The sequence below is a fragment of the Micromonospora sp. WMMD714 genome (genome assembly GCF_029581315.1).
GTDB classification, from domain to species: Bacteria; Actinomycetota; Actinomycetes; order Mycobacteriales; family Micromonosporaceae; genus Micromonospora; species Micromonospora rifamycinica.
The window spans coordinates 3,965,427-3,984,088 of record NZ_CP120744.1; the positions used below are offsets into that span (position 1 = coordinate 3,965,427).

14 protein-coding genes are annotated in these 18,662 nt (G+C 73.3%); 4 read left to right on the forward strand and 10 right to left on the reverse strand.

Annotation, left to right across the window (positions count from 1 at the left end):
- Positions 1 to 126: 126 nt before the first annotated feature.
- The 5 genes from O7625_RS17410 to O7625_RS17430 form a co-directional block, all read right to left on the reverse strand.
- Positions 127 to 1,110, reverse strand: a complete 984-nt coding sequence (locus O7625_RS17410; protein WP_282339944.1) for an SDR family NAD(P)-dependent oxidoreductase — start codon at positions 1,108 to 1,110, stop codon at positions 127 to 129.
- Entirely contained in the window at positions 1,107 to 2,291 is a 1,185-nt protein-coding gene (locus tag O7625_RS17415; RefSeq protein WP_282339946.1) for a zinc-dependent alcohol dehydrogenase, read from the reverse strand. Before O7625_RS17415 ends, O7625_RS17410 begins: the two co-directional genes overlap by 4 nt.
- Before the next feature lie 413 nt (positions 2,292 to 2,704).
- The gene (locus tag O7625_RS17420; protein WP_067314475.1) at positions 2,705 to 3,466 is read right to left on the reverse strand and encodes a succinate dehydrogenase/fumarate reductase iron-sulfur subunit; all 762 of its coding nucleotides are present in this window, start codon (positions 3,464 to 3,466) and stop codon (positions 2,705 to 2,707) included.
- Complete coding sequence (locus O7625_RS17425) at positions 3,463 to 5,400, reverse strand: fumarate reductase/succinate dehydrogenase flavoprotein subunit (protein ID WP_282339948.1); 1,938 nt, start codon at positions 5,398 to 5,400, stop codon at positions 3,463 to 3,465. Before O7625_RS17425 ends, O7625_RS17420 begins: the two co-directional genes overlap by 4 nt.
- 1 nt (position 5,401) lies before the next feature.
- A complete protein-coding gene (locus O7625_RS17430; protein ID WP_282346991.1) occupies positions 5,402 to 6,085 on the reverse strand; it encodes a succinate dehydrogenase cytochrome b subunit in 684 nt (227 codons plus the stop codon).
- 77 nt (positions 6,086 to 6,162) lie between these two features.
- On the opposite strand from O7625_RS17430, the gene O7625_RS17435 reads away from it, so the two are divergent.
- Complete coding sequence (locus O7625_RS17435; RefSeq protein WP_282339949.1) at positions 6,163 to 7,101, forward strand: LysR family transcriptional regulator; 939 nt, start codon at positions 6,163 to 6,165, stop codon at positions 7,099 to 7,101.
- A gap of 1 nt (position 7,102) precedes the next feature.
- Here O7625_RS17435 and hrpA read toward each other — a convergent pair whose 3' ends face one another.
- On the reverse strand, positions 7,103 to 11,158 hold the full coding sequence (gene hrpA, locus O7625_RS17440; protein WP_282339951.1) for an ATP-dependent RNA helicase HrpA: 4,056 nt from the start codon (positions 11,156 to 11,158) through the stop codon (positions 7,103 to 7,105).
- A 259-nt stretch (positions 11,159 to 11,417) separates the two neighbouring features.
- Between hrpA and O7625_RS17445 the strand changes: the two genes are divergently transcribed.
- The gene (locus O7625_RS17445) at positions 11,418 to 11,900 is read left to right on the forward strand and encodes a cytidine deaminase (RefSeq protein WP_067314487.1); all 483 of its coding nucleotides are present in this window, start codon (positions 11,418 to 11,420) and stop codon (positions 11,898 to 11,900) included.
- Positions 11,901 to 11,924: 24 nt separating this feature from the next.
- On the opposite strand, the gene O7625_RS17450 is transcribed toward O7625_RS17445, so the two are convergent.
- From O7625_RS17450 to trmB, 3 genes are all read right to left on the reverse strand, one after another.
- A complete protein-coding gene (locus tag O7625_RS17450; protein ID WP_282339953.1) occupies positions 11,925 to 12,569 on the reverse strand; it encodes a hypothetical protein in 645 nt (214 codons plus the stop codon).
- A 118-nt stretch (positions 12,570 to 12,687) separates the two neighbouring features.
- Positions 12,688 to 15,201, reverse strand: coding sequence for a DEAD/DEAH box helicase (locus tag O7625_RS17455; RefSeq protein WP_282339954.1), 2,514 nt, complete (start codon positions 15,199 to 15,201; stop codon positions 12,688 to 12,690).
- A 247-nt stretch (positions 15,202 to 15,448) separates the two neighbouring features.
- Positions 15,449 to 16,075 carry a tRNA (guanosine(46)-N7)-methyltransferase TrmB gene (gene trmB / locus O7625_RS17460; protein ID WP_282346992.1) on the reverse strand — a complete coding sequence of 209 codons (627 nt, stop codon included), beginning with the start codon at positions 16,073 to 16,075 and terminating at the stop codon, positions 15,449 to 15,451.
- Between the two features lie 213 nt (positions 16,076 to 16,288).
- Here trmB and O7625_RS17465 point away from each other — a divergent pair, with 213 nt between their 5' ends.
- Complete coding sequence (locus O7625_RS17465; RefSeq protein ID WP_282339955.1) at positions 16,289 to 17,011, forward strand: hypothetical protein; 723 nt, start codon at positions 16,289 to 16,291, stop codon at positions 17,009 to 17,011.
- A 263-nt stretch (positions 17,012 to 17,274) separates the two neighbouring features.
- Positions 17,275 to 17,886 (forward strand): class F sortase, encoded by a 612-nt coding sequence (locus O7625_RS17470; protein ID WP_282339957.1) that lies wholly within the window; start codon positions 17,275 to 17,277, stop codon positions 17,884 to 17,886.
- Between the two features lie 156 nt (positions 17,887 to 18,042).
- On the opposite strand, the gene O7625_RS17475 is transcribed toward O7625_RS17470, so the two are convergent.
- On the reverse strand, positions 18,043 to 18,363 hold the full coding sequence (locus O7625_RS17475; protein WP_282339959.1) for an antibiotic biosynthesis monooxygenase: 321 nt from the start codon (positions 18,361 to 18,363) through the stop codon (positions 18,043 to 18,045).
- Positions 18,364 to 18,662: the final 299 nt, after the last annotated feature.

Sequence of the window (18,662 nt, forward strand, 5' to 3'; positions counted from 1 at the left end):
CCCTCGCCGGTGTCCCCGCGGTACACGGTAGCCACCGCCGGACCCCTGCGCCCACGCCGGCCCCCGGGACGGCGCGCGGGTTCCTCCGCCGGCACCCGCCGACCCCGGATCAGCCCGTCCCGGCGCTCACCGTCGCCGTCGTGCCGCGGCGAGCACCGTGGCCGTGGCGACGGCCGCCGCGGTCGCGACCGCCGTCGCACCGGTCGGCTTGCCGGCCCGGCGCAGCAGCGCGGGCAGCTCCGGCAGCCACCCGCCACGGACGGCCGCGCCCGCCGGGTCCGGGGCGAAGACGACGCCCTCGTGCGGGGCGACGGCCCGCCCGGTCAACCCGCCGCGCCGCATCAACGGCCCGACGAGCGCGTCGTAGACGCCGGGCAGGACGGTGAAGCCGCCCCGCATGAGCAGGTTGACCCGCCCGACCGAGACCTCCCGGCGGGGCCGGTCGGCGCAGTGCACGATGGCGCGGGCCACCCGCTGCGGGGTGGTGACCGGCAGCGGTGGCCGGCCGGCCCGCCCGAGGTAGTTCGCCGCCCGTTGGTAGACCGGGGTGTCGACACTGCCCGGGGTGACCAGGCAGACGTGCACCCCGGGCAGGTCGCGGGCCTCCTGCTGCACCGTGCGGACCAGCCCCTGCAGGCCCCACTTGCTGGTCACGTAGCCGCTCATGTAGGGGGCGGTGACGTGCCCGAGCACCGAGCCGGTGAGGATCAGGGTGCCCCCGCCGGCGGCCCGGAAGCGCCGCAGCGCCACCCGGAGGACGCCGGCCGCACCGAGCAGGTCGGTGCGGACCACCCGGTCGAAGACGTCCGCCGGGACCTCCTCGAACCGCCCGTACGCCATCACCGCCGCGGTGTGCACCCAGACGTCGATCCGGCCGCACTCGCGTACCGCCGTGTCGACGAGGGCGTCGAGCGCGGCCGGGTCGGTGACGTCGGTGGGCGCGGTGTGCACCTGGTCCGCCCCGGCGTGGTGGCACTCCCCGCGTACCTCGGCCAGGCTTTCGGGGGAGCGGGCGGCGAGGACCAGTCGGTCCCCGCGCCCGGCGAACTCCCGGGCCGCCGCGCGGCCGATGCCGCTGGTGGCCCCGGTGACCACCACCACCCGGGTCACGGAGCGAGCACGACCTTGACGCAGCCGTCGTCCTTCTTCTGGAACATCTCGTACGCCTTCGGCGCGTCGGCCAGCGGCATCCGGTGGGTCCGCAGGTCCTCCACGCCCAGCGGGTCGTCGTCGCCGGACAGCAGCGGCAGGATCTCGTCGGTCCACCGGCGCACGTGGCACTGGCCCATCCGCAGTTGGATGCCCCGGTCGAACATCTCCATCAGCGGCATCGGGTCCACCTCGCCGCCGTACACCCCGGAGATCGAGACGGTGCCGCCGCGCCGGACCGCCTTGAGGGCGGCCTTCAGCACCGTCAACCGGTCCACACCGACCTTGTCGATCATCTTGTCGGCCAGCTTGTCCGGCAGCAGCCCGGCGGCGTGCTGGGCCAGCTTGCCGCTGGTGGAGCCGTGCGCCTCCATCCCGACCGCGTCGATCACCGCGTCCGGCCCGCGCCCGTCGACCAGGTCGATCAGCGTGCCGGGGACGTCGTCGAGCTGGCTGACGTCGAGCGTCTCGATGCCGTGTCGGCGGGCCATCTCCAGCCGCTCGGGCACCAGGTCGAGGCCGATCACCCGGCCCGCACCGAGATGCCGGCCGATCCGGGCGCAGAACTGCCCGACCGGGCCGAGCCCGAACACGGCCAGGGTGCCGCCGGGCGGGGTGTCGGCGTACTTCACCGCCTGCCAGGCGGTGGGCAGGATGTCGCTGAGGTAGAGGTAGCGCTCGTCGGCGCCGGTCTGCGGGATGGTGATCGGGCCGAACTGGGCCTGCGGTACGCGCAGGTACTCGGCCTGGCCGCCGGGGACCGAGCCGTAGAGCGAGGTGTAGCCGAACAGCGACGCGCCCTTGCCCTCGGCGGTCACCTGGGTCGTCTCGCACTGGGCGAAGAGTTGCCGCTCGCACATCCAGCAGTGCCCGCAGGCGATGTTGAACGGGACGACCACCCGGTCGCCGGGCTTGAGCCGGGTCACCCCGGAGCCGACCTCCTCGACGATGCCCATCGGCTCGTGCCCGAGGATGTCACCGGGCTTCAGGTACGGCCCGAGCACCTCGTACAGGTGCAGGTCGGAGCCGCAGATCGCGGTCGAGGTGATCCGGACGATCGCGTCGGTCGGCGCTTCGATCCGGGGGTCCGGGACCTCGTCCACCCGGACGTCGCGCGTGCCGTGCCAGGTCAGTGCCTTCATCGCTGGTGTCCCCTCTCGATGCCGTCGAGGGACTGCTACCCGAGCGGGGACGCTTGAACCGGCCACCGGCCGGCCAAGGTCGGCGACCCACCGAGCCGTGATCGTGCCCGGCCCTTGCCGTGATCGTGCCCGGCCCTTGCCGTGATCGTGCCCGGCCCTTGCCGTGATCGTCCTCGCCCCTTGCCGTGATCGTGCCCGATCCTGGATGTAGTGGCCTCCGCACGCCATGTGGCCACCAAATCCAGGATCTAGCGCGCGGTGCGCGGTGTGTGCGGTGCGCGGTGTGTGCGGTGCGGAGGGCGGGGCGTGGGGTGGGTGGCGTGGGGACGGGGTGGGGGTGACCGCCGCACCCCTCGGGCGGGGGGTACGGCGGTCGGTGGGTCCGGAGGCGGCCGGTCAGACCGTCGGCGGATTCAGGAGCCGGGAGTGTCGCCGCGCTTGGCGGTGGCGGTGAGGTAGTCCCGGTTGAGGCGGCCGATGGTGTTCAGCGGGATGCCCTTGGGGCAGACCGCCGTGCACTCGCCGGCGTTGGTGCAGCCGCCGAAGCCGGCCTCGTCGTGCGCGTCGACCATGCCGATCACCCGGGTGAAGCGCTCCGGCTGGCCCTGCGGCAGCAGCGAGAGCTGGGTGACCTTGGCGGCGGTGAAGAGCATGCCGGAGCCGTTGGGGCAGGCCGCCACGCACGCACCGCAGCCGATGCAGGCGGCGGACTCGAAGGCGGCGTCGGCGTCGGCCTTGGCCACCGGGGCGGCGTGTGCCTCGGGGGCGCTACCGGTGGGCGCGGTGATGTAGCCACCCGCTGCGATGATCTTGTCGAAGGCGCTCCGGTTGACCACCAGGTCCTTGACCACCGGGAAGGCGCGGGCCCGCCACGGCTCGATGTCGATCGTCTCGCCGTCGGAGAACTGCCGCATGTGCAGCTGGCAGGCGGTGGTGCCGCGCTGCGGGCCGTGCGCGTCCCCGTTGATCATCAGACCGCACATGCCGCAGATGCCCTCGCGGCAGTCGTGGTCGAACGCGACGGGCTCCTCCCCGGCGAGGGTCAGCCGCTCGTTGAGCACGTCCAGCATCTCCAGGAACGACATGTCCGGGGAGACGTCGTCGACCGGGTAGGTCACCATCCGCCCCTTGTCCTGGGGGCCGGACTGACGCCAGATGCGCAGGGTCAGGTTCACTTGTAGCTCCGCTGCGTAGGGTGGACGTACTCGAACTTCAGGTCTTCCTTGTGCAGCACGGCCGGCTCGTCGGTGCCGGTGAACTCCCAGGCCGCCACGTAGGCGAACCGCTCGTCGTCGCGCTGCGCCTCGCCGTCCGGGGTCTGGTGCTCGGCCCGGAAGTGGCCGCCGCAGGACTCCTCCCGGTGCAGGGCGTCGATGCACATCAGCTCGGCCAGCTCGAAGAAGTCGGCCACCCGGCCGGCCTTCTCCAGCGACTGGTTCAGCCCCTCGCCGTCACCCGGCACCCGGACCCGCTGCCAGAACTCCTCGCGCAGCGCCCGGATCGCGTCGATCGCCTTGCGTAGCCCGGCCTCGGAGCGCTCCATGCCGCAGTGCTCCCACATGAGGTGGCCCAGCTCCCGGTGGAACGAGTCCACCGTCCGGTCGCCGTCGACGGCCAGCAGTCGGGCGATCCGGTCCTCGACGTCCCGCCGGGCCTGCACCGCCGCCGGGTGGCTGGCGTCGACCCTGTCCAGCGGACCGGAGGCCAGGTAGTGGGCGATGGTGGTGGGCAGCACGAAGTAGCCGTCGGCCAGGCCCTGCATCAGGGCCGACGCGCCGAGCCGGTTCGCGCCGTGGTCGGAGAAGTTGGCCTCACCGATGACGAACAGGCCGGGGATGGTCGACTGGAGGTCGTAGTCGACCCAGAGCCCGCCCATCGTGTAGTGCACGGCGGGGTAGATCCGCATCGGCACCTGGTACGGGTCCTCGCCGGTGATCCGCTCGTACATCTCGAACAGGTTGCCGTACTTGGCCTCGATGGCCTGGCGGCCGAGCCGGTCGATCGCGTCGGCGAAGTCCAGGTAGACCCCGAGTTTGGTCGGCCCGACGCCCCGGCCCTCGTCGCAGACGTTCTTCGCGGCCCGGGAGGCGATGTCCCGGGGGACCAGGTTGCCGAAGGAGGGGTAGATCCGCTCCAGGTAGTAGTCGCGTTCGTCCTCCGGGATGTCCCGGGGGGCGCGGTCGTCGTCCTTGTTCTTCGGCACCCAGACCCGGCCGTCGTTGCGCAGCGACTCGCTCATCAGGGTCAGCTTGGACTGGTGGTCGCCGGAGACCGGGATGCAGGTCGGGTGGATCTGGGTGTAACAGGGGTTGGCGAAGTACGCCCCCTTGCGGTGCGCCCGCCAGCTCGCGGTGACGTTGCAGCCCTTGGCGTTGGTGGAGAGGTAGAAGACGTTGCCGTAGCCGCCGGAGGCGAGCACCACCGCGTCGGCCATCTCGGTGCTGATCTCGCCGGTGACCATGTCCCGGACCACGATGCCCCGGGCCCGGCCGTCCACGACGACCAGCTCCAGCATCTCGTGCCGGGTGTGCATCTCCACGTTGCCCAGGCCGATCTGCCGCTCCAGCGCCTGGTACGCGCCGAGCAGCAGCTGCTGGCCGGTCTGGCCCCGGGCGTAGAAGGTGCGCTGCACCTGCGCGCCGCCGAAGGAACGGGTGTCCAGCAGCCCGCCGTACTCGCGGGCGAACGGGACGCCCTGCGCGACGCACTGGTCGATGATGTTGACCGACACCTCGGCGAGCCGGTGCACGTTCGACTCGCGGGAGCGGAAGTCGCCGCCCTTGACGGTGTCGTAGAAGAGCCGGTGCACCGAGTCGCCGTCGTTGCGGTAGTTCTTGGCGGCGTTGATGCCGCCCTGGGCGGCGATCGAGTGCGCCCGGCGCGGGCTGTCCTGGTAGCAGTAGCTGCGCACCCGGTAGCCCTGCTCGGCGAGGGTGGCGGCGGCGGAGCCACCGGCCAGGCCGGTGCCCACCACGATCACCGTCATCTTGCGCCGGTTCGCCGGGTTGACCAGCTTGGCCTCGAAGCGCCGGGTCTCCCAGCGCTTGTCGACCGGGCCGTCGGGAGCCTTCGTGTCGGCGATCGGGTCGCCCTCGGTGAAGAGTTCCATGTCAGGACACCAATCCGGTGAGTACGGCGAACGGGACCACCAGGTAGCCGGCACAGAGCGCGACGGCGAAGACCAGTGCGGCGGTGCGGGCCCGGCGCTCGCCCCGGGGGGTCTGCTGGCCGAGGCTGCGCAGCGCGGAGAACACCCCGTGCCGCAGGTGGAAGCCGACGGTGACGATCGCCAGGGTGTAGAACAGCGTCACGTACCAGCGTTCCGGGGCGAAGTCGGCGACCACGTTGCCGTACGGGTTGCTGGCGTCGCCGACCGGGTTGAGGGTGCCGGTGGTCAGGTCCAGGATGTGGTAGACCACGAAGAGCAGGATGATCACTCCGCCCCAGCGCATGGTGCGCGCGGCGTAGCTGCCCCGGACCTTCTTGCGGTGGGCGTAGCGCACCGGACGGGCGGCGCGGGCCCGGACGGCCAGCACGGTCGCCGCCCAGATGTGCCCGAGCACGGCCACCACCAGCGCGGTCCGCAGGATCCACAGGAACCACACCCCGGGCAGCAGTGGCTTGCCGATGTCGCGCAGCCAGTGGGCGTAGTGGTCGAACGAGGTCTCGCCGGTGAACACCTTGAGGTTGCCGAGCATATGGGCGACGAGGAACAGCACCAGCAGGATGCCCGTCACCGCCATGACGGCCTTCAGGCCGACGTTGGAGCGGATGGGCGACCGAGTTTTCGTGATTACCACCTGACCGACGCTAGGAGCCCTGCGATCAGTCGTCCAATGCATCGAACTCGCAGTCTCGATAGCCGTAAGCTATGAAGATGCAGCTCCATCAGCTGAGGTACTTCGTTGCGGTGGCCGAAGTACGACATTTCACCCAAGCCGCCGACATCGTCGGCATAACCCAGCCGTCGTTGAGTAAGCAAGTTCACGCCCTGGAGACCGACCTCGGCGCCCCGTTGTTCGAGCGGGTACGGGGCAACATCGCGCTCACCGCCGCCGGGGAGGTGCTGTTGCCGTTGGCCAAGCGGATTCTCGCCGACGTCGACACCGCCACCCGGGAGGTGCAGGAGCTGGTCGGCCTGCGCCGGGGCCGGGTCCGGCTCGGGGCCACCCCCAGCCTGGCCACCTCGCTCGCCCCGCCGGTGCTGCGCCGGTTCCGCGACGCCCACCCCGCCGTCGACCTGCGGGTCGAGGAGGGCGGCTCGCAGGACCTGGTCCGCGACCTGCTCCGCGGTGACCTGGACCTCGCTCTGATCATCATGCCGGCCCAGGGGGCCGACCCCGGCCTGCGGGTGGACCCGATCCTGCGGGAGAGCCTGGTGGTCGCCTCGGTGGAGCCGCTACCCGCCGCCCTGGTCAGCGGCGAGTTGCGGATCACCGACCTGCGCGGCCAACCGCTGGTGATGTTCCGCGAGGGCTACGACCTGCGCGACGCCACCATCCAGGCCTGCCGGGAGGCCGGCTTCGAGCCCACCTTCTCGGTCGACGGCGGCGAGATGGACGCGGTGCTCAGCTTCGTCGAGGCCGGACTGGGCATCGCCCTGGTGCCGGGCATCGTGGTCAGCCGCCGCCCCGGCATCCGGGTCACCCGGCTCGCCCCGCCCGGGGTACGCCGGACCATCGCGGTGGCCCGCCGCCGCGACGTGGTGCCCACCCACGCCGGGCGGGAGCTGCGGCGCATCCTGCTCGACTACGTGCACGCGGCCACCAGCACCAGCGAGCTGCCGCCGGGGGTGGAGCCGCTGCCCTGATCTACCGCCCCTCGGCGTCGTCCATCGCGCGGTAGATGCGCTGCTCGGACACCGGATACGGGGTGCCGAGGGCCTGCGCGAAGACGTTCACCCGCAGCTCCTCGATCATCCAGCGGATCTGCCGCACCGGGGCCGAGGCGCGGCGCGCCGGGGGCAGCGCGGCCACCATGTCCCGGTACTCCTGCTGCACCGTGGCGATCCGGTCCTGCTGCTGTTTGTCCCGCTGCGGGTTGGCGGTCAGCCGGTCGAGGCGGCGCTCCATCGCGGTCAGGTAGCGCAGCAGGTCGGGCAGGCGGGCGTAGCCGGTCTCGGTGACGAACCCGTCGTGCACCAGGCCGGTGAGCTGCTGGCGCAGGTCGGCCAGGGCGGCCACCACCGCCAGGTTGCGGGTCGCGCCGAGCCGCTGCTCCACCGCGTACGCCGCGGCGAGCACCTGACGGACCCGGCCCATCACCTCGACCACCGTGTCGACCAGGTCGGCGCGGACCCGGTCGCGCAGCGCGGCGAAGCCGTCGGCGTCCCAGGCCGGCCCACCCGCGTCGGCGACCAGCTTGTCGATGGCGGCCCCGGCGGCGTCGGCGATGAGCTGCTGCACCCCGCCGTGCGGATTGCGGCTCAGTGCCAGCTTCGCCTCGTTGCTCAACCGGCCCTGGAGGAACTGCGCCGGTGACGGCACGGTCAACCGGAGCAGTCGCCGGGTGCCCGCCCAGTGCGCGGCGGCCTGCTCGGCCTCGGAGTCGAAGACCTTCACCCCGACCGTGGCGCCCTCGTCCACCAGCGCCGGGTAGGCGGTCACCGCGTAGCCGGCCCGCACCTGCTCGATGGTGCGGGGCAGGGTGCCGATGGTCCATCCGGTCAGCCCGGTCCGGGCCACCTCGGGCGCGGCGGCGGCCACCACCTGGCGTACCTCCTGGCGGAGCTGGCGTTGCAGGGCCGGCAGGTCCTTGCCCTCGGCGACCGGTTTGTCCGCGTCACCGATCACCCGGAAGGTCACCCGCAGGTGCGCGGGCAGCTTCGCCGGCTCCCACGCCTCCCGGGGGACGGTCACCCCGGTCATCCGGCGCAGTTGCCGGGTCAGCGCGTCGAGCAGCGGCTCCTCGCCGGGGGTGATCGCGGCCAGCGCGGCGCGGGCGAAATCCGGTACCGGGACGAAGTTGCGCCGGACCGGCTTGGGCAGCGACCGGATCAGCGCGATCACCAGCTCCTCGCGCAGCCCCGGTACCTGCCAGTCGAAGCTCTCCGCCGGCACCTGGTTGAGCAGTGGCAGCGGGATGTCGACCGTCACGCCGTCGGTGGGCGCGGTCGGGTCGAAGGTGTACGTCAGCGGCAGGGTCACCCCGTCGGCCCGCCACTCGTCCGGGAAGTCGGCCTCGTCGACCCCGCCGCGCCCGGCGTTGACCAGCACGTCCCGGGTGAGGGTCAGCAGGTCGGGCCGCTCGTGCCGGGCCTTCTTCCACCAGGCGTCGAAGTGCCGCCCGGAGACCACGTCGGCGGGGATGCGCTGGTCGTAGAAGGCGAAGATGCTCTCGTCGTCGACCAGGATGTCCCGGCGGCGGGCCCGGTTCTCCAGCTCCTCGATCTCGGTGCGCAGCTTCTCGTTGTCCCGCCAGAACGGGTGGTGGGTCTGCCAGTCCCCCTCGACCAGGGCGTGCCGGATGAACAGCTCCCGGCTCAGCGCCGGGTCGATCCGCCCGAAGTTGACCTTGCGGGAGGTGACCAGCGGGACGCCGTACAGGGTGACCTTCTCGTAGGCCATCACGGCGGCCTGCTTCTTCTCCCAGTGCGGTTCGCTGTAGCTGCGCTTGACCAGGTGCTGGGCCAGCGGCTCGACCCACTCCGGCTCGACCCGCCCGGCGACCCGGCCCCACAGCCGGGAGGTCTCCACCAGCTCGGCGGCCATCACCCAGCGCGGCGGCTTCCTGAACAGCGCCGAGCCGGGGAAGACCGCGAACTTCGCCCCCCGGGCGCCCAGGTACTCGTGCTTCTGGGCGTCCTTGAGCCCGATGTGCGACAGCAGGCCGGGCAGCAGCGACTGGTGCACCTTCGGGGTGTCGATCTCCTCCGGCAGGTCGGCGGCCGGACCGCGCCGGCCCCCGTCGGCCGGGGCCTGCGTCGCGCCGCGCCGGCCCCGCCGCCCGTCACCCTGTTCCGGGGTACGCAGCACCTGGCGCAACTGGGCCACGATGTCCTGCCACTCACGGACCCGCAGGTAGTTGAGGTACTCCGCCCGGCACATCCGGCGGAACGCGCTGGACGACAGCTCCCGCTGCTGCTCGCGCAGGTAGCGCCACAGGTTGAGCAGCGACACGAAGTCGGACTCCCGGTCGGTGAACCGGGCGTGCGCCTGGTCGGCCTGGGCCTGCTTCTCCGCCGGCCGTTCCCGGGGATCCTGGATCGACAGCGCGGCGGCGATCACCAGCACCTCGGTGGCGCAGCCGTTGCGTTCGCCCTCGATCACCATCCGGGCCAGCCGGGGGTCGACCGGGAGTTGGGCCAGCCGCCGGCCCAGCGGGGTGAGCCGCTTGGCCGGGTCGGTCTCGGTCGGGTCCAGCGCGCCCAGTTCGTGCAGCAGGTTGACCCCGTCGGTGACGTTGCGCCGGTCCGGCGGGTCGATGAACGGGAACGCGGCCAGGTCACCGAGACCGATCGCGGTCATCTGGAGGATGACCGAGGCCAGGTTGGTACGCAGGATCTCCGGGTCGGTGAACTCCGGTCGGGAGGCGAAGTCCTGCTCGTCGTAGAGCCGGATGCAGATGCCGTCCGAGGTCCGGCCGCAGCGGCCCTTGCGCTGGTTGGCCGACGCCTGGGAGACCGGTTCGATGGGCAGCCGCTGCACCTTGAGCCGGCTGGAGTAGCGGGAGATCCGGGCCGAGCCCGGGTCCACCACGTACTTGATGCCGGGCACGGTCAGCGAGGTCTCCGCGACGTTCGTGGCGAGCACCACCCGGCGGCCGGAGTGGGCGGCGAAGACCCGGTGCTGCTCGGCGGCGGACAGCCGGGCGTACAGCGGCAGGATCTCGGTGCCCAGCAGCGCGCGGCTCGACTGGGTCAGCTTGCCCAGCGCCTCGGCGGTGTCCCGGATCTCCCGTTCGCCGCTGAGGAAGACCAGGATGTCGCCCGGCCCCTCGGCGGCCAGCTCCTGCACCGCGTCGCCGATCGCCTGGATCTGGTCGCGGACGTTCTCCTCGTCGTCGCCGGTGTCCTCGTCGCCCTCGCTGACCTCGACCAGCGGCCGGTACCGCACCTCGACCGGGTACGTCCGCCCGGACACCTCGACGACCGGCGCGGGCTTGCCGTCGGCGTCGGCGAAGTGCTCGGCGAACCGGGCGGTCTCGATGGTCGCCGAGGTGATGACCACCTTGAGGTCGGGTCGCCGGGGGAGCAGTTGGCGCAGGTAGCCGAGGATGAAGTCGATGTTGAGGCTGCGCTCGTGCGCCTCGTCGATGATCAGGGTGTCGTACTGGCGCAGCATCCGGTCGGTCTGCAACTCGGCCAGCAGGATGCCGTCGGTCATCAGCTTGACCAGGCTGCGGTCGCTCACCTGGTCGGTGAAGCGCACCTTGTAGCCGACCACGTCACCCAGCTCGGTGCCGAGCTCCTCGGCGATCCGGTCGGCGACCGTGCGGGCGGCCAGCCGGCGGGGCTGGGTGTGCCCGATCAGCCCGGTGATGCCCCGCCCCAGCTCCAGGCAGATCTTGGGGAGCTGGGTGGTCTTGCCGGAGCCGGTCTCGCCGGCCACGATCACCACCTGGTGGTCGCGGATGGCGGCGGCGATGTCGTCGCGCCGCTCGCTGACCGGCAGCTGCGCCGGGTAGGTGACGGTCGGCACGGCGGCCCGTCGGGTGGCCAGCCGGCCCTCCGCCCGGGACACCTCCCCGGCGATCTCGGCCAGCGCCTCGTCGCGCCGCTGCGGGTCACGCAGCTTGCGTGCCCCGTCCAGCCGGCGCTGGAGGCGGCGCTGGTCGCGGAACATCAGCGGGGTGAGGCGGCGGTGCAGCTCGCGGGCGGTCACGGCGGCGGCGGGTGCGGCGGGGCCGGAGGCGGTTGGATTCTGCATGTCGTCGCCAAGGATAGGCAGCCCGCCGCCGGACCGCCCCCGGGTTACCCCGTCGGGCCGGGCGCGGCGCGGTCCCCGTCCCCGGCGTCGTCGGCTCCGGCACAGGTCAGGGTGCCCGCTGTCGTCGGCTCCGGCGCAGGTCAGGGTGCCTGGCGGCGGCCGGGTGAGATGCCGTCACCGCCACCGGAGCGCTGCCCGGGAAATCGGCCGTCGCCGGGCTACGCTGACCGCCGACGACGCGATCGCGGGGGGCTGCCGGATGACGACGACGATGCTGCTGGACACCGACCGGGCGCTGGTCCAGGCCGCCACGGCGGTCGCCAAGCTGCGCTGCCGCAGCGCGAACCACACCGTGGCGGCGGCGGCCCGGACCGCCGACGGCCGGGTCTTCACCGGGGTGGACCTGCTGCACCCCACCGGCGGCCCCTGCGCCGAGATCGTGGTCCTCGGGACCGCCGCCACCCAGGGCGTGGGCAAGCTGGAGGCGATCGTCGCGGTGGGCGACCGGGGGCGCGGGGTGGTCCCGCCGTGCGGGCGGTGCCGGCAGGTGCTGCTCGACTACCACCCGGGCATCCGGGTCATCGTCGGCCCGCTGGACGCGTTGCGGAAGCTGCCGGTCGCCGACCTGCTGCCGGAGCGGGACACCTGGGCCGACCAGCGGCTGGACGCCTCGGCGATCGTGCGGACCGGCCAGTGGCCGATGCCGACGGTCCCGACCAGCCGGCCCGCCTCGGAGGACTGATCCGGGGCGGGCCGACCCGGCGGGTCAGGCGGCGGTTGACCAGATGGCGCGGAAGGCGGCGGCCTCGCCGGCCAGCCACTGCTCGACCTGTGCCGGCTTGACGTGCTCGGGTGTGCGGTGCGCGACACCCCGCCGCACGTCGACCAGGACCGGCTCGGCGTGCGGCAGCACGGCGTCCATGTGCCGGGCCATCAGGTGCAGGGTGGCCAAGGCCGCCTCCTCGCTCGGCGGGGTCTCGTCGAAGTGCAGCCGGACGGCCTCGGCGTGACCGTCGGCGTACCGGATGCCGAAGTGGGGGTTGATCTTGACAGGCAGGTCGCCGAGCATCGCGAGGGCGTCGCGGGTCTGCGCCAGCTCGATGCCGGCCGGCTCGCCGAGCGACTCCAGCCAGGCCGTCGCGCCGGGCACCAGGGCCTGGTAGAGCGGACGCCAGCGCGGCTTGACCAGATCGGCCACGCCGGCCAGGTGGCTGCCGCCGGTGTGGAAGGCGATGTCGGCCTTGAGCGCCTTGACGAACTGGCCGTGCGGGTTGAAGCCGTGCCGGCTGGCCCGCTGCCGGCGCAGGCCGCCGACGAAGGTGGCCTTGGTGGGCCCGGTGCGGTCGACGTACCGGGTGAAACCGAGGAGGGTGGCGTACGGCGTGAGGGGGGCATTGATGGGCGCGGTCACGAGCGTCCTCCCAGGTCAGGAACTCGATTAGTACATACATTCTAATCGACGGGGGTGACATCGCCCAGGGCAGAAAAGGGGCCGTCCGGACGCACCGGACGACCCCTTCCGAAAAAAATCAGAGCTGCCCGACGTCCGTCACCCGGACCACGGCGGCCCCCGCCTCGTCCGAGGCGGCCAGGTCGACCTCGGCGCTGATCCCCCAGTCGTGGTCACCCTCCGGGTCGTCCAGGATCTGCCGGACGGTCCACTTCTCCCGGCCCTGCTCGATCATGAGCAGCGCCGGGCCGCGCGCGTCCGGCCCCACCCCGATCCCGTCGTACGCCTCGAAGTACGGCTCCAGCGCCTCGGCCCAGGCGTCCGCGTCCCAGCCCGATGCGCCGTCCAGCTCGCCGAGGTCCCACCAGCGGCGCAGGGCGGCCAGCTCGACCCGGCGGAACAGCGCGTTGCGGACCAGCACCCGGAAGGCGCGGGCGTTGCGGGTGACCGCCGGCACCCGCTCCTCCAACGACGCGTGGGCCAGCGCCGCGTCGGCGACGTCGGACGGGTTGCGCAACCGCTCCCACTCGTCGATCAGGCTGGAGTCGACCTGGCGGACCAGCTCCCCCAGCCACTCGATGAGGTCGATCAGCTCCTCGGTCTTGGCGTCCTCGGGCACGGTCTGCCGCAGCGTCTTGTAGGCGTCGGCGAGGTAGCGCAGCACCAGCCCCTCGGACCGGGTCAGCCCGTAGAACTGAACGTACTCGCCGAAGGTCATCGCGCGTTCGTACATGTCCCGGACCACGGACTTGGGGGAGAGCTGGTGGTCGGCGACCCACGGGTGCCCCTGCCGGTACATCTCGTACGCGGCGTGCAGCAGCTCCGCCAGCGGCTTCGGCCAGGTCACCTCGTCGAGCAGCTCCATGCGGGCCTCGTACTCGATGCCGTCGGCCTTCATCGCGGCGACCGCCTCGCCGCGCGCCTTGAACTGCTGGGCGGAGAGCACCTGGCGCGGGTCGTCGAGGATCGACTCGATCACGCTCAACACGTCCAGGGCGTACGACGGGGACTCGACGTCGAGCAGTTCGATGGCGGCCAGGGCCAGCGGCGACAGCGGCTGGTTGAGCGCGAAGTCGAGCTGGAGGTCGACGGTGAGCCGGACCCGGCGGCCGGTCTCGTCGGGCTCGGCGAGCTGCTCGACCACCCCACCGGCGCGCAGCGCCCGGTAGATGGCGATGGCCCGGCGGATGTGCCGGCGCTGGGCGGCGGCGTCCTCGTGGTTGTCGGTGAGCAGGTGCCGCATCGAGGCGAACGCGTCGCCCGGCCGGCCGATCACGTTGAGCAGCATCGAGTGGCTGACCTGGAAGCTGGAGGTCAGCGGCTCCGGCTCGGCCTCGACCAGGCGTTGGAAGGTCGGCTCGCCCCAGCCGACCGAGCCCTCCGGCGGCTTCTTCTTCACCACCTTGCGGCGCTTCTTGGGGTCGTCGCCGGCCTTGGCCAGGGCCTTCTCGTTGTCGATCACATGTTCGGGGGCCTGCACCACGACCCGCCCGATGGTGTCGAAGCCGGCCCGCCCGGCCCGCCCGGCGATCTGGTGGAACTCGCGGGCCTTGAGCAGCCGGGTACGCACCCCGTCGTACTTGCTCAGGCCGGTGAACAGCACCGTACGGATCGGCACGTTGATGCCCACACCCAGCGTGTCGGTGCCGCAGATGACCTTGAGTAGCCCGGCCTGGGCCAGGGTCTCCACCAGCCGGCGGTACTTGGGCAGCATCCCGGCGTGGTGCACGCCGATGCCGTGGCGCACCAGCCTCGACAGCGTCTTGCCGAAGCCGGAGGTGAACCGGAAGTTGCCGATCGCGGCGGCGATCATGTCCTTCTCGGCCCGGGTGCAGACGTTGACGCTCATCAGCGCCTGGGCGCGTTCCAGCGCGGCGGCCTGGGTGAAGTGCACCACGTACACCGGGGCCTGCTTGGTCTCCAGCAGCTCTTCGAGCGTCTCGTGCAGCGGCGTCATCGCGTACGAGAAGATCAGCGGGACCGGCCGCTCGGCCGACCGGACGACGGCGGTCGACCGGCCGGTGCGCCGGGTCAGGTCGTCGACGAACCGGGTGGTGTCCCCCAGGGTGGCCGACATCAGCACGAACTGCGCCTGCGGCAGCTCGATGATCGGCACCTGCCAGGCCCAGCCCCGGTCCGGCTCGGCATAGAAGTGGAACTCGTCCATCACCACCTGGCCGACGTCGGCCCGGGCGCCCTCGCGCAGTGCCAGGTTGGCCAGGATCTCGGCGGTGCAGCAGATGATCGGGGCGTCGGCGTTGACGCTGGCGTCGCCGGTGAGCATCCCGACGTTGTCCGCGCCGAACACCTCGCAGAGCGCGAAGAACTTCTCCGACACCAGGGCCTTGATCGGGGCGGTGTAGAAGCTCGTCCGGTCGTCGGCCAGGGCGGTGAAGTGCGCCGCGATGGCGACCAGGCTCTTGCCCGAACCGGTCGGCGTATTCATGATCACGTTCGCACCGGAGACGATCTCGATGACCGCCTCCTCCTGGTGCGGGTAGAGGTCCAGTCCACGCCCGGACGCCCAGCCGGCGAACGCGTCGAAGAGGGTGTCGGGGTCGGCGCTTCGAGGCAGCGCGGCAGTCAGCGTCATAGCGCCCCCATCGTGCCCGCACCACCACCCCGCCCGCCAACCGGGCCACCGTCCCGGGCCGCCGTGCCGTCGCCCACGCCCACCCGACCCCGGCGGCCCGGCCCCGGCGGGCGACCACCCGGACCGGCCGACCGGACCCCGGCGGGTGGCCGGGCCGGGGCCGGGCCGGGTGGCGGAAGCGAGGCCGGGTGGCCGGAGTGAAGCCGGGTGGCCGGAGCGGTGCCGGGTGGCCGGTGCCCGGCGGGGTTCAGCGGCGGCGGTGGATCAGGTCGAAGACGGGGCGACCGGCGGTCAGGGCGCGGCGCTCGAACTTGGTCACCGGGCGGTGGGCGGGGCGGGGGGCGTAACCGCCGTGCACGTCGTCCAGCCCAGGGTCGGCGGTCAGCGTCGACCGCATCGACGCGGCGTACTCGGCCCAGTCGGTGGCGCAGTGCAGGGTGCCGCCGACGGCCAGCCGGGAACGCAGCAACGCCACGTGCTCCGGCTGGATGATCCGCCGCTTGTGGTGCCGCAGCTTGGGCCACGGGTCGGGAAAGAAGACGTGCACCGCGTCCAGGCAGCCCTCCGGCATGGCCCGGACCAGGTCCAGCGCGTCGCCCTCGGCGACCCGGACGTTGCGCAGGCCATGGCGCTGCACCAGGTCGAGCAGGTTGGCGATGCCCGGGGTGTGTACCTCGACCGCCAGGTAGTCGCGGCCCGGGTCGGCGGCGGCCATCGCCGCGGTGGCGTCACCCATCCCGGAGCCGATCTCCAGCACCACCGGTGCCCGCCGGCCGAAGAACCGGGTCGGATCGACCGGCCCGTCGAGGTCGGCGATGCCGATCCCGTACGCCGGCTGGAGCCGGGCCAGCGCGTCGGTCTGCCGGCTGCTCATCCGGCCACGCCGGGGGTGGAAGGTGCGGATCCGGGGGGCCGGCGGGGCCACCGGGACGGCGGGGTCGGGGTCGAGGGAGGTCACAGCGACCCGAGCGTACGCGACGGTTCCGCCGTATCGGATGTGCCGTCGGTCGGAGGGTGAGACGATTCATCCCGTACGGCAGGTCGACGCCCGGGTCGGTCGGGCGCTGCCCGGGACGCCGGAGGGGGAATGGTGTCGATCACGCTGCACCGCGCCGCGCTGGCGGTCGCCGTCGGTGCCCTCGTCCCCGCGCTGTGGCACGCCGCTCCGACCTCGGCCGCCGCCCCGCTGGGAGCCGGCCCGCTTCCCGCCGCGCCGGTGGCTGTCGTGCCGGCCGCCGTCCCGCTCCCCGCCGCCGTGCCGGCCGCCGCCCTGCTTCCCGCCGCCGTGCCGGCCGTCGTCGTGCCGGTCGCGGTCGTGCCGGTCGCCGCCGCGGTTCCCGGGCCGGGGCAACCCGGGCCGGACGACGAGGGCGGGGAGCCCCAGCCGCCGCCCGGCGTGGTCTTCGTCGAGGTGACCCCGGGCACCGTCGAGCCGGGTTACCTGGTCGGCATCCGGGCGAGCTGTCACGACAACTCGATCCCGGCGACCGTCGTCTCGGACGCCTTCGGCCGGGTCCAGGTGCAACCGCAGCAGGGGCTGCTCAGGGCCGCCCCGATGGTCCGGGACCGGACCCGGCCGGGCAGCTACCGGGTCAAGCTGGAATGCCCCGACGGGGCGACCGCCTCGACGGCGCTCCAGGTGGTCAAGAAGGTGAAGCCCAGCCCCGGGCCGCACACCGGCTTCGGCGGTACGGCCGGCGGCGGCCTGCCGGGTGGCCTGCTGGTGCCCGGCGGGCTGGCGCTGACCATCGCCGGGGCCGTCGTCGGGATCGTGGCGGCCCGCCGGCCCCGTGGCGTCGCCGGGAGCTGACCATGCTCCCGCCGCCCGCCTCTCCGGGTTCCCGCAGCGGCCCGCTTCCGCCGCCCGCCTCTCCGGGTTCCCGCAGCGGCCCGCTCCCGCCGCCGGCCAGCCCGAATCCGCAGCACCACGACCCGGTCCGACAGCCCGAGCGTCCGGTGTCGCCGGATCGTGGCCCGCTCCCGCCGCCCGGCACGCCGGCTCCGCAGCACCGCGTCGCCGGTCCGGCGGCCTCGTCCGCTGGCACCCCGGCGTCGACCCGGAGCCCCTGGTCGGTGCCGCTGGCCGTGCTGCTGGTGCTGCTCGGGGTCTTCGCCACCGGTGCCGGCCTGGGCCGTACGGTCGGGCCGCTGGACCGGACCGGCACGCCGTCGCCGCGCGCGGCGACCGGTGCCGGGCAGAGCCCTGTGCCGGGCAGCCTGCCGGCCAGCCGACCCGTCCGGCTCACCGTGCCGGCGATCAAGGTGGCCGCCCCGGTGGCCCCGGTCGGGCAGGCCCGGGACGGGTCGATCGACGTCCCGCCGCTGGACCGGCACCACGAGACCGGCTGGTACGACCGTGGTCCGACCCCGGGTGAGCCGGGCCGGGCGATCATCGTCGGGCACGTCGACTCGAAGGACGGCCCGTCGGTCTTCTACGACCTGCGTCGACTCAAGATCGGCGACACTATCGAGGTGACCCGGGACGACCGGCGGGTGGTGGTCTTCCGGGTCGACTCGGTGGAGTTCTTCGACAAGTCGGCGCTGCCCGCCGACCGGGTCTACGGCGACAGCGGGGCACCCGCCCTACGGTTGATCACCTGTGGTGGCCAATGGGTCGGCGGACGCACCGGCTACGCCGACAACGTCATCGCCTTCGCCTCGCTGGCCGCCACCCGCTCACCCTGACCCGCCCCGGCGGTGCGACCCCCGCCCCGGGCCGACCGCACCCGCCCCGGGCCGACCGCACCCGCCCCGGGCCGACCGCACCCGTCGTGCCCCGGCCCTCGGGGAGGCCGCCGCCCCGGGCCGACCGCTCGGCGGCCCGCCCGGGGGAGACGCCGCTCAGCCCTTGCCGGTCACCTGCTGGACGACCTCGAACTCCAGCAGCGACGCGCCGGAGGCGACCGGCCGCTGCTGCTCGCCACCCGGGCCACCGGCGTGCGCGGCCCGGGACGGCCCGGCCGCCCAGGCCTGGTAGGCCTCCTCGCTCTCCCACCGGGTGTAGACGAAGTAGCGGCTCTCCCCGGCGACCGGGCGCAGCAGCTCGAAGCCGAGGAAGCCCGGGGAGTTCTCCACCGCGCCGGCCCGGGCGGCGAACCGCTTCTCCAGCTCCGCACTCGCACCGGGCGGGACATCGATCGCGTTGATCTTCACGACTGCCATCCCACCAGCCTAGCCGCGCCACCGCCCCGGGCCGCCGAACCGCCGGCCCCGCCGCCCCGACCGCCGCCGTCCCCGCCGCGTCGACCGGGGAACGCGTGACCACGGGCGGTCGCGCGGGCGGAGGTGGCGGGGCGGTGGCGGCGGCCGGCGCGGGCGGGTCAGTCGGCGGGCCGGCGAGCCCAGGCCAGGAAGCGGTCGGTCACGTCGGCCTGGCGGCCGTTGTCGAGCTGGGTCAGGTGCGCGTTCGCCTCTGCCGACAGCCCGGCGAGCAGGGCTAGCAGGCCGGGCCGGTCCCCGCC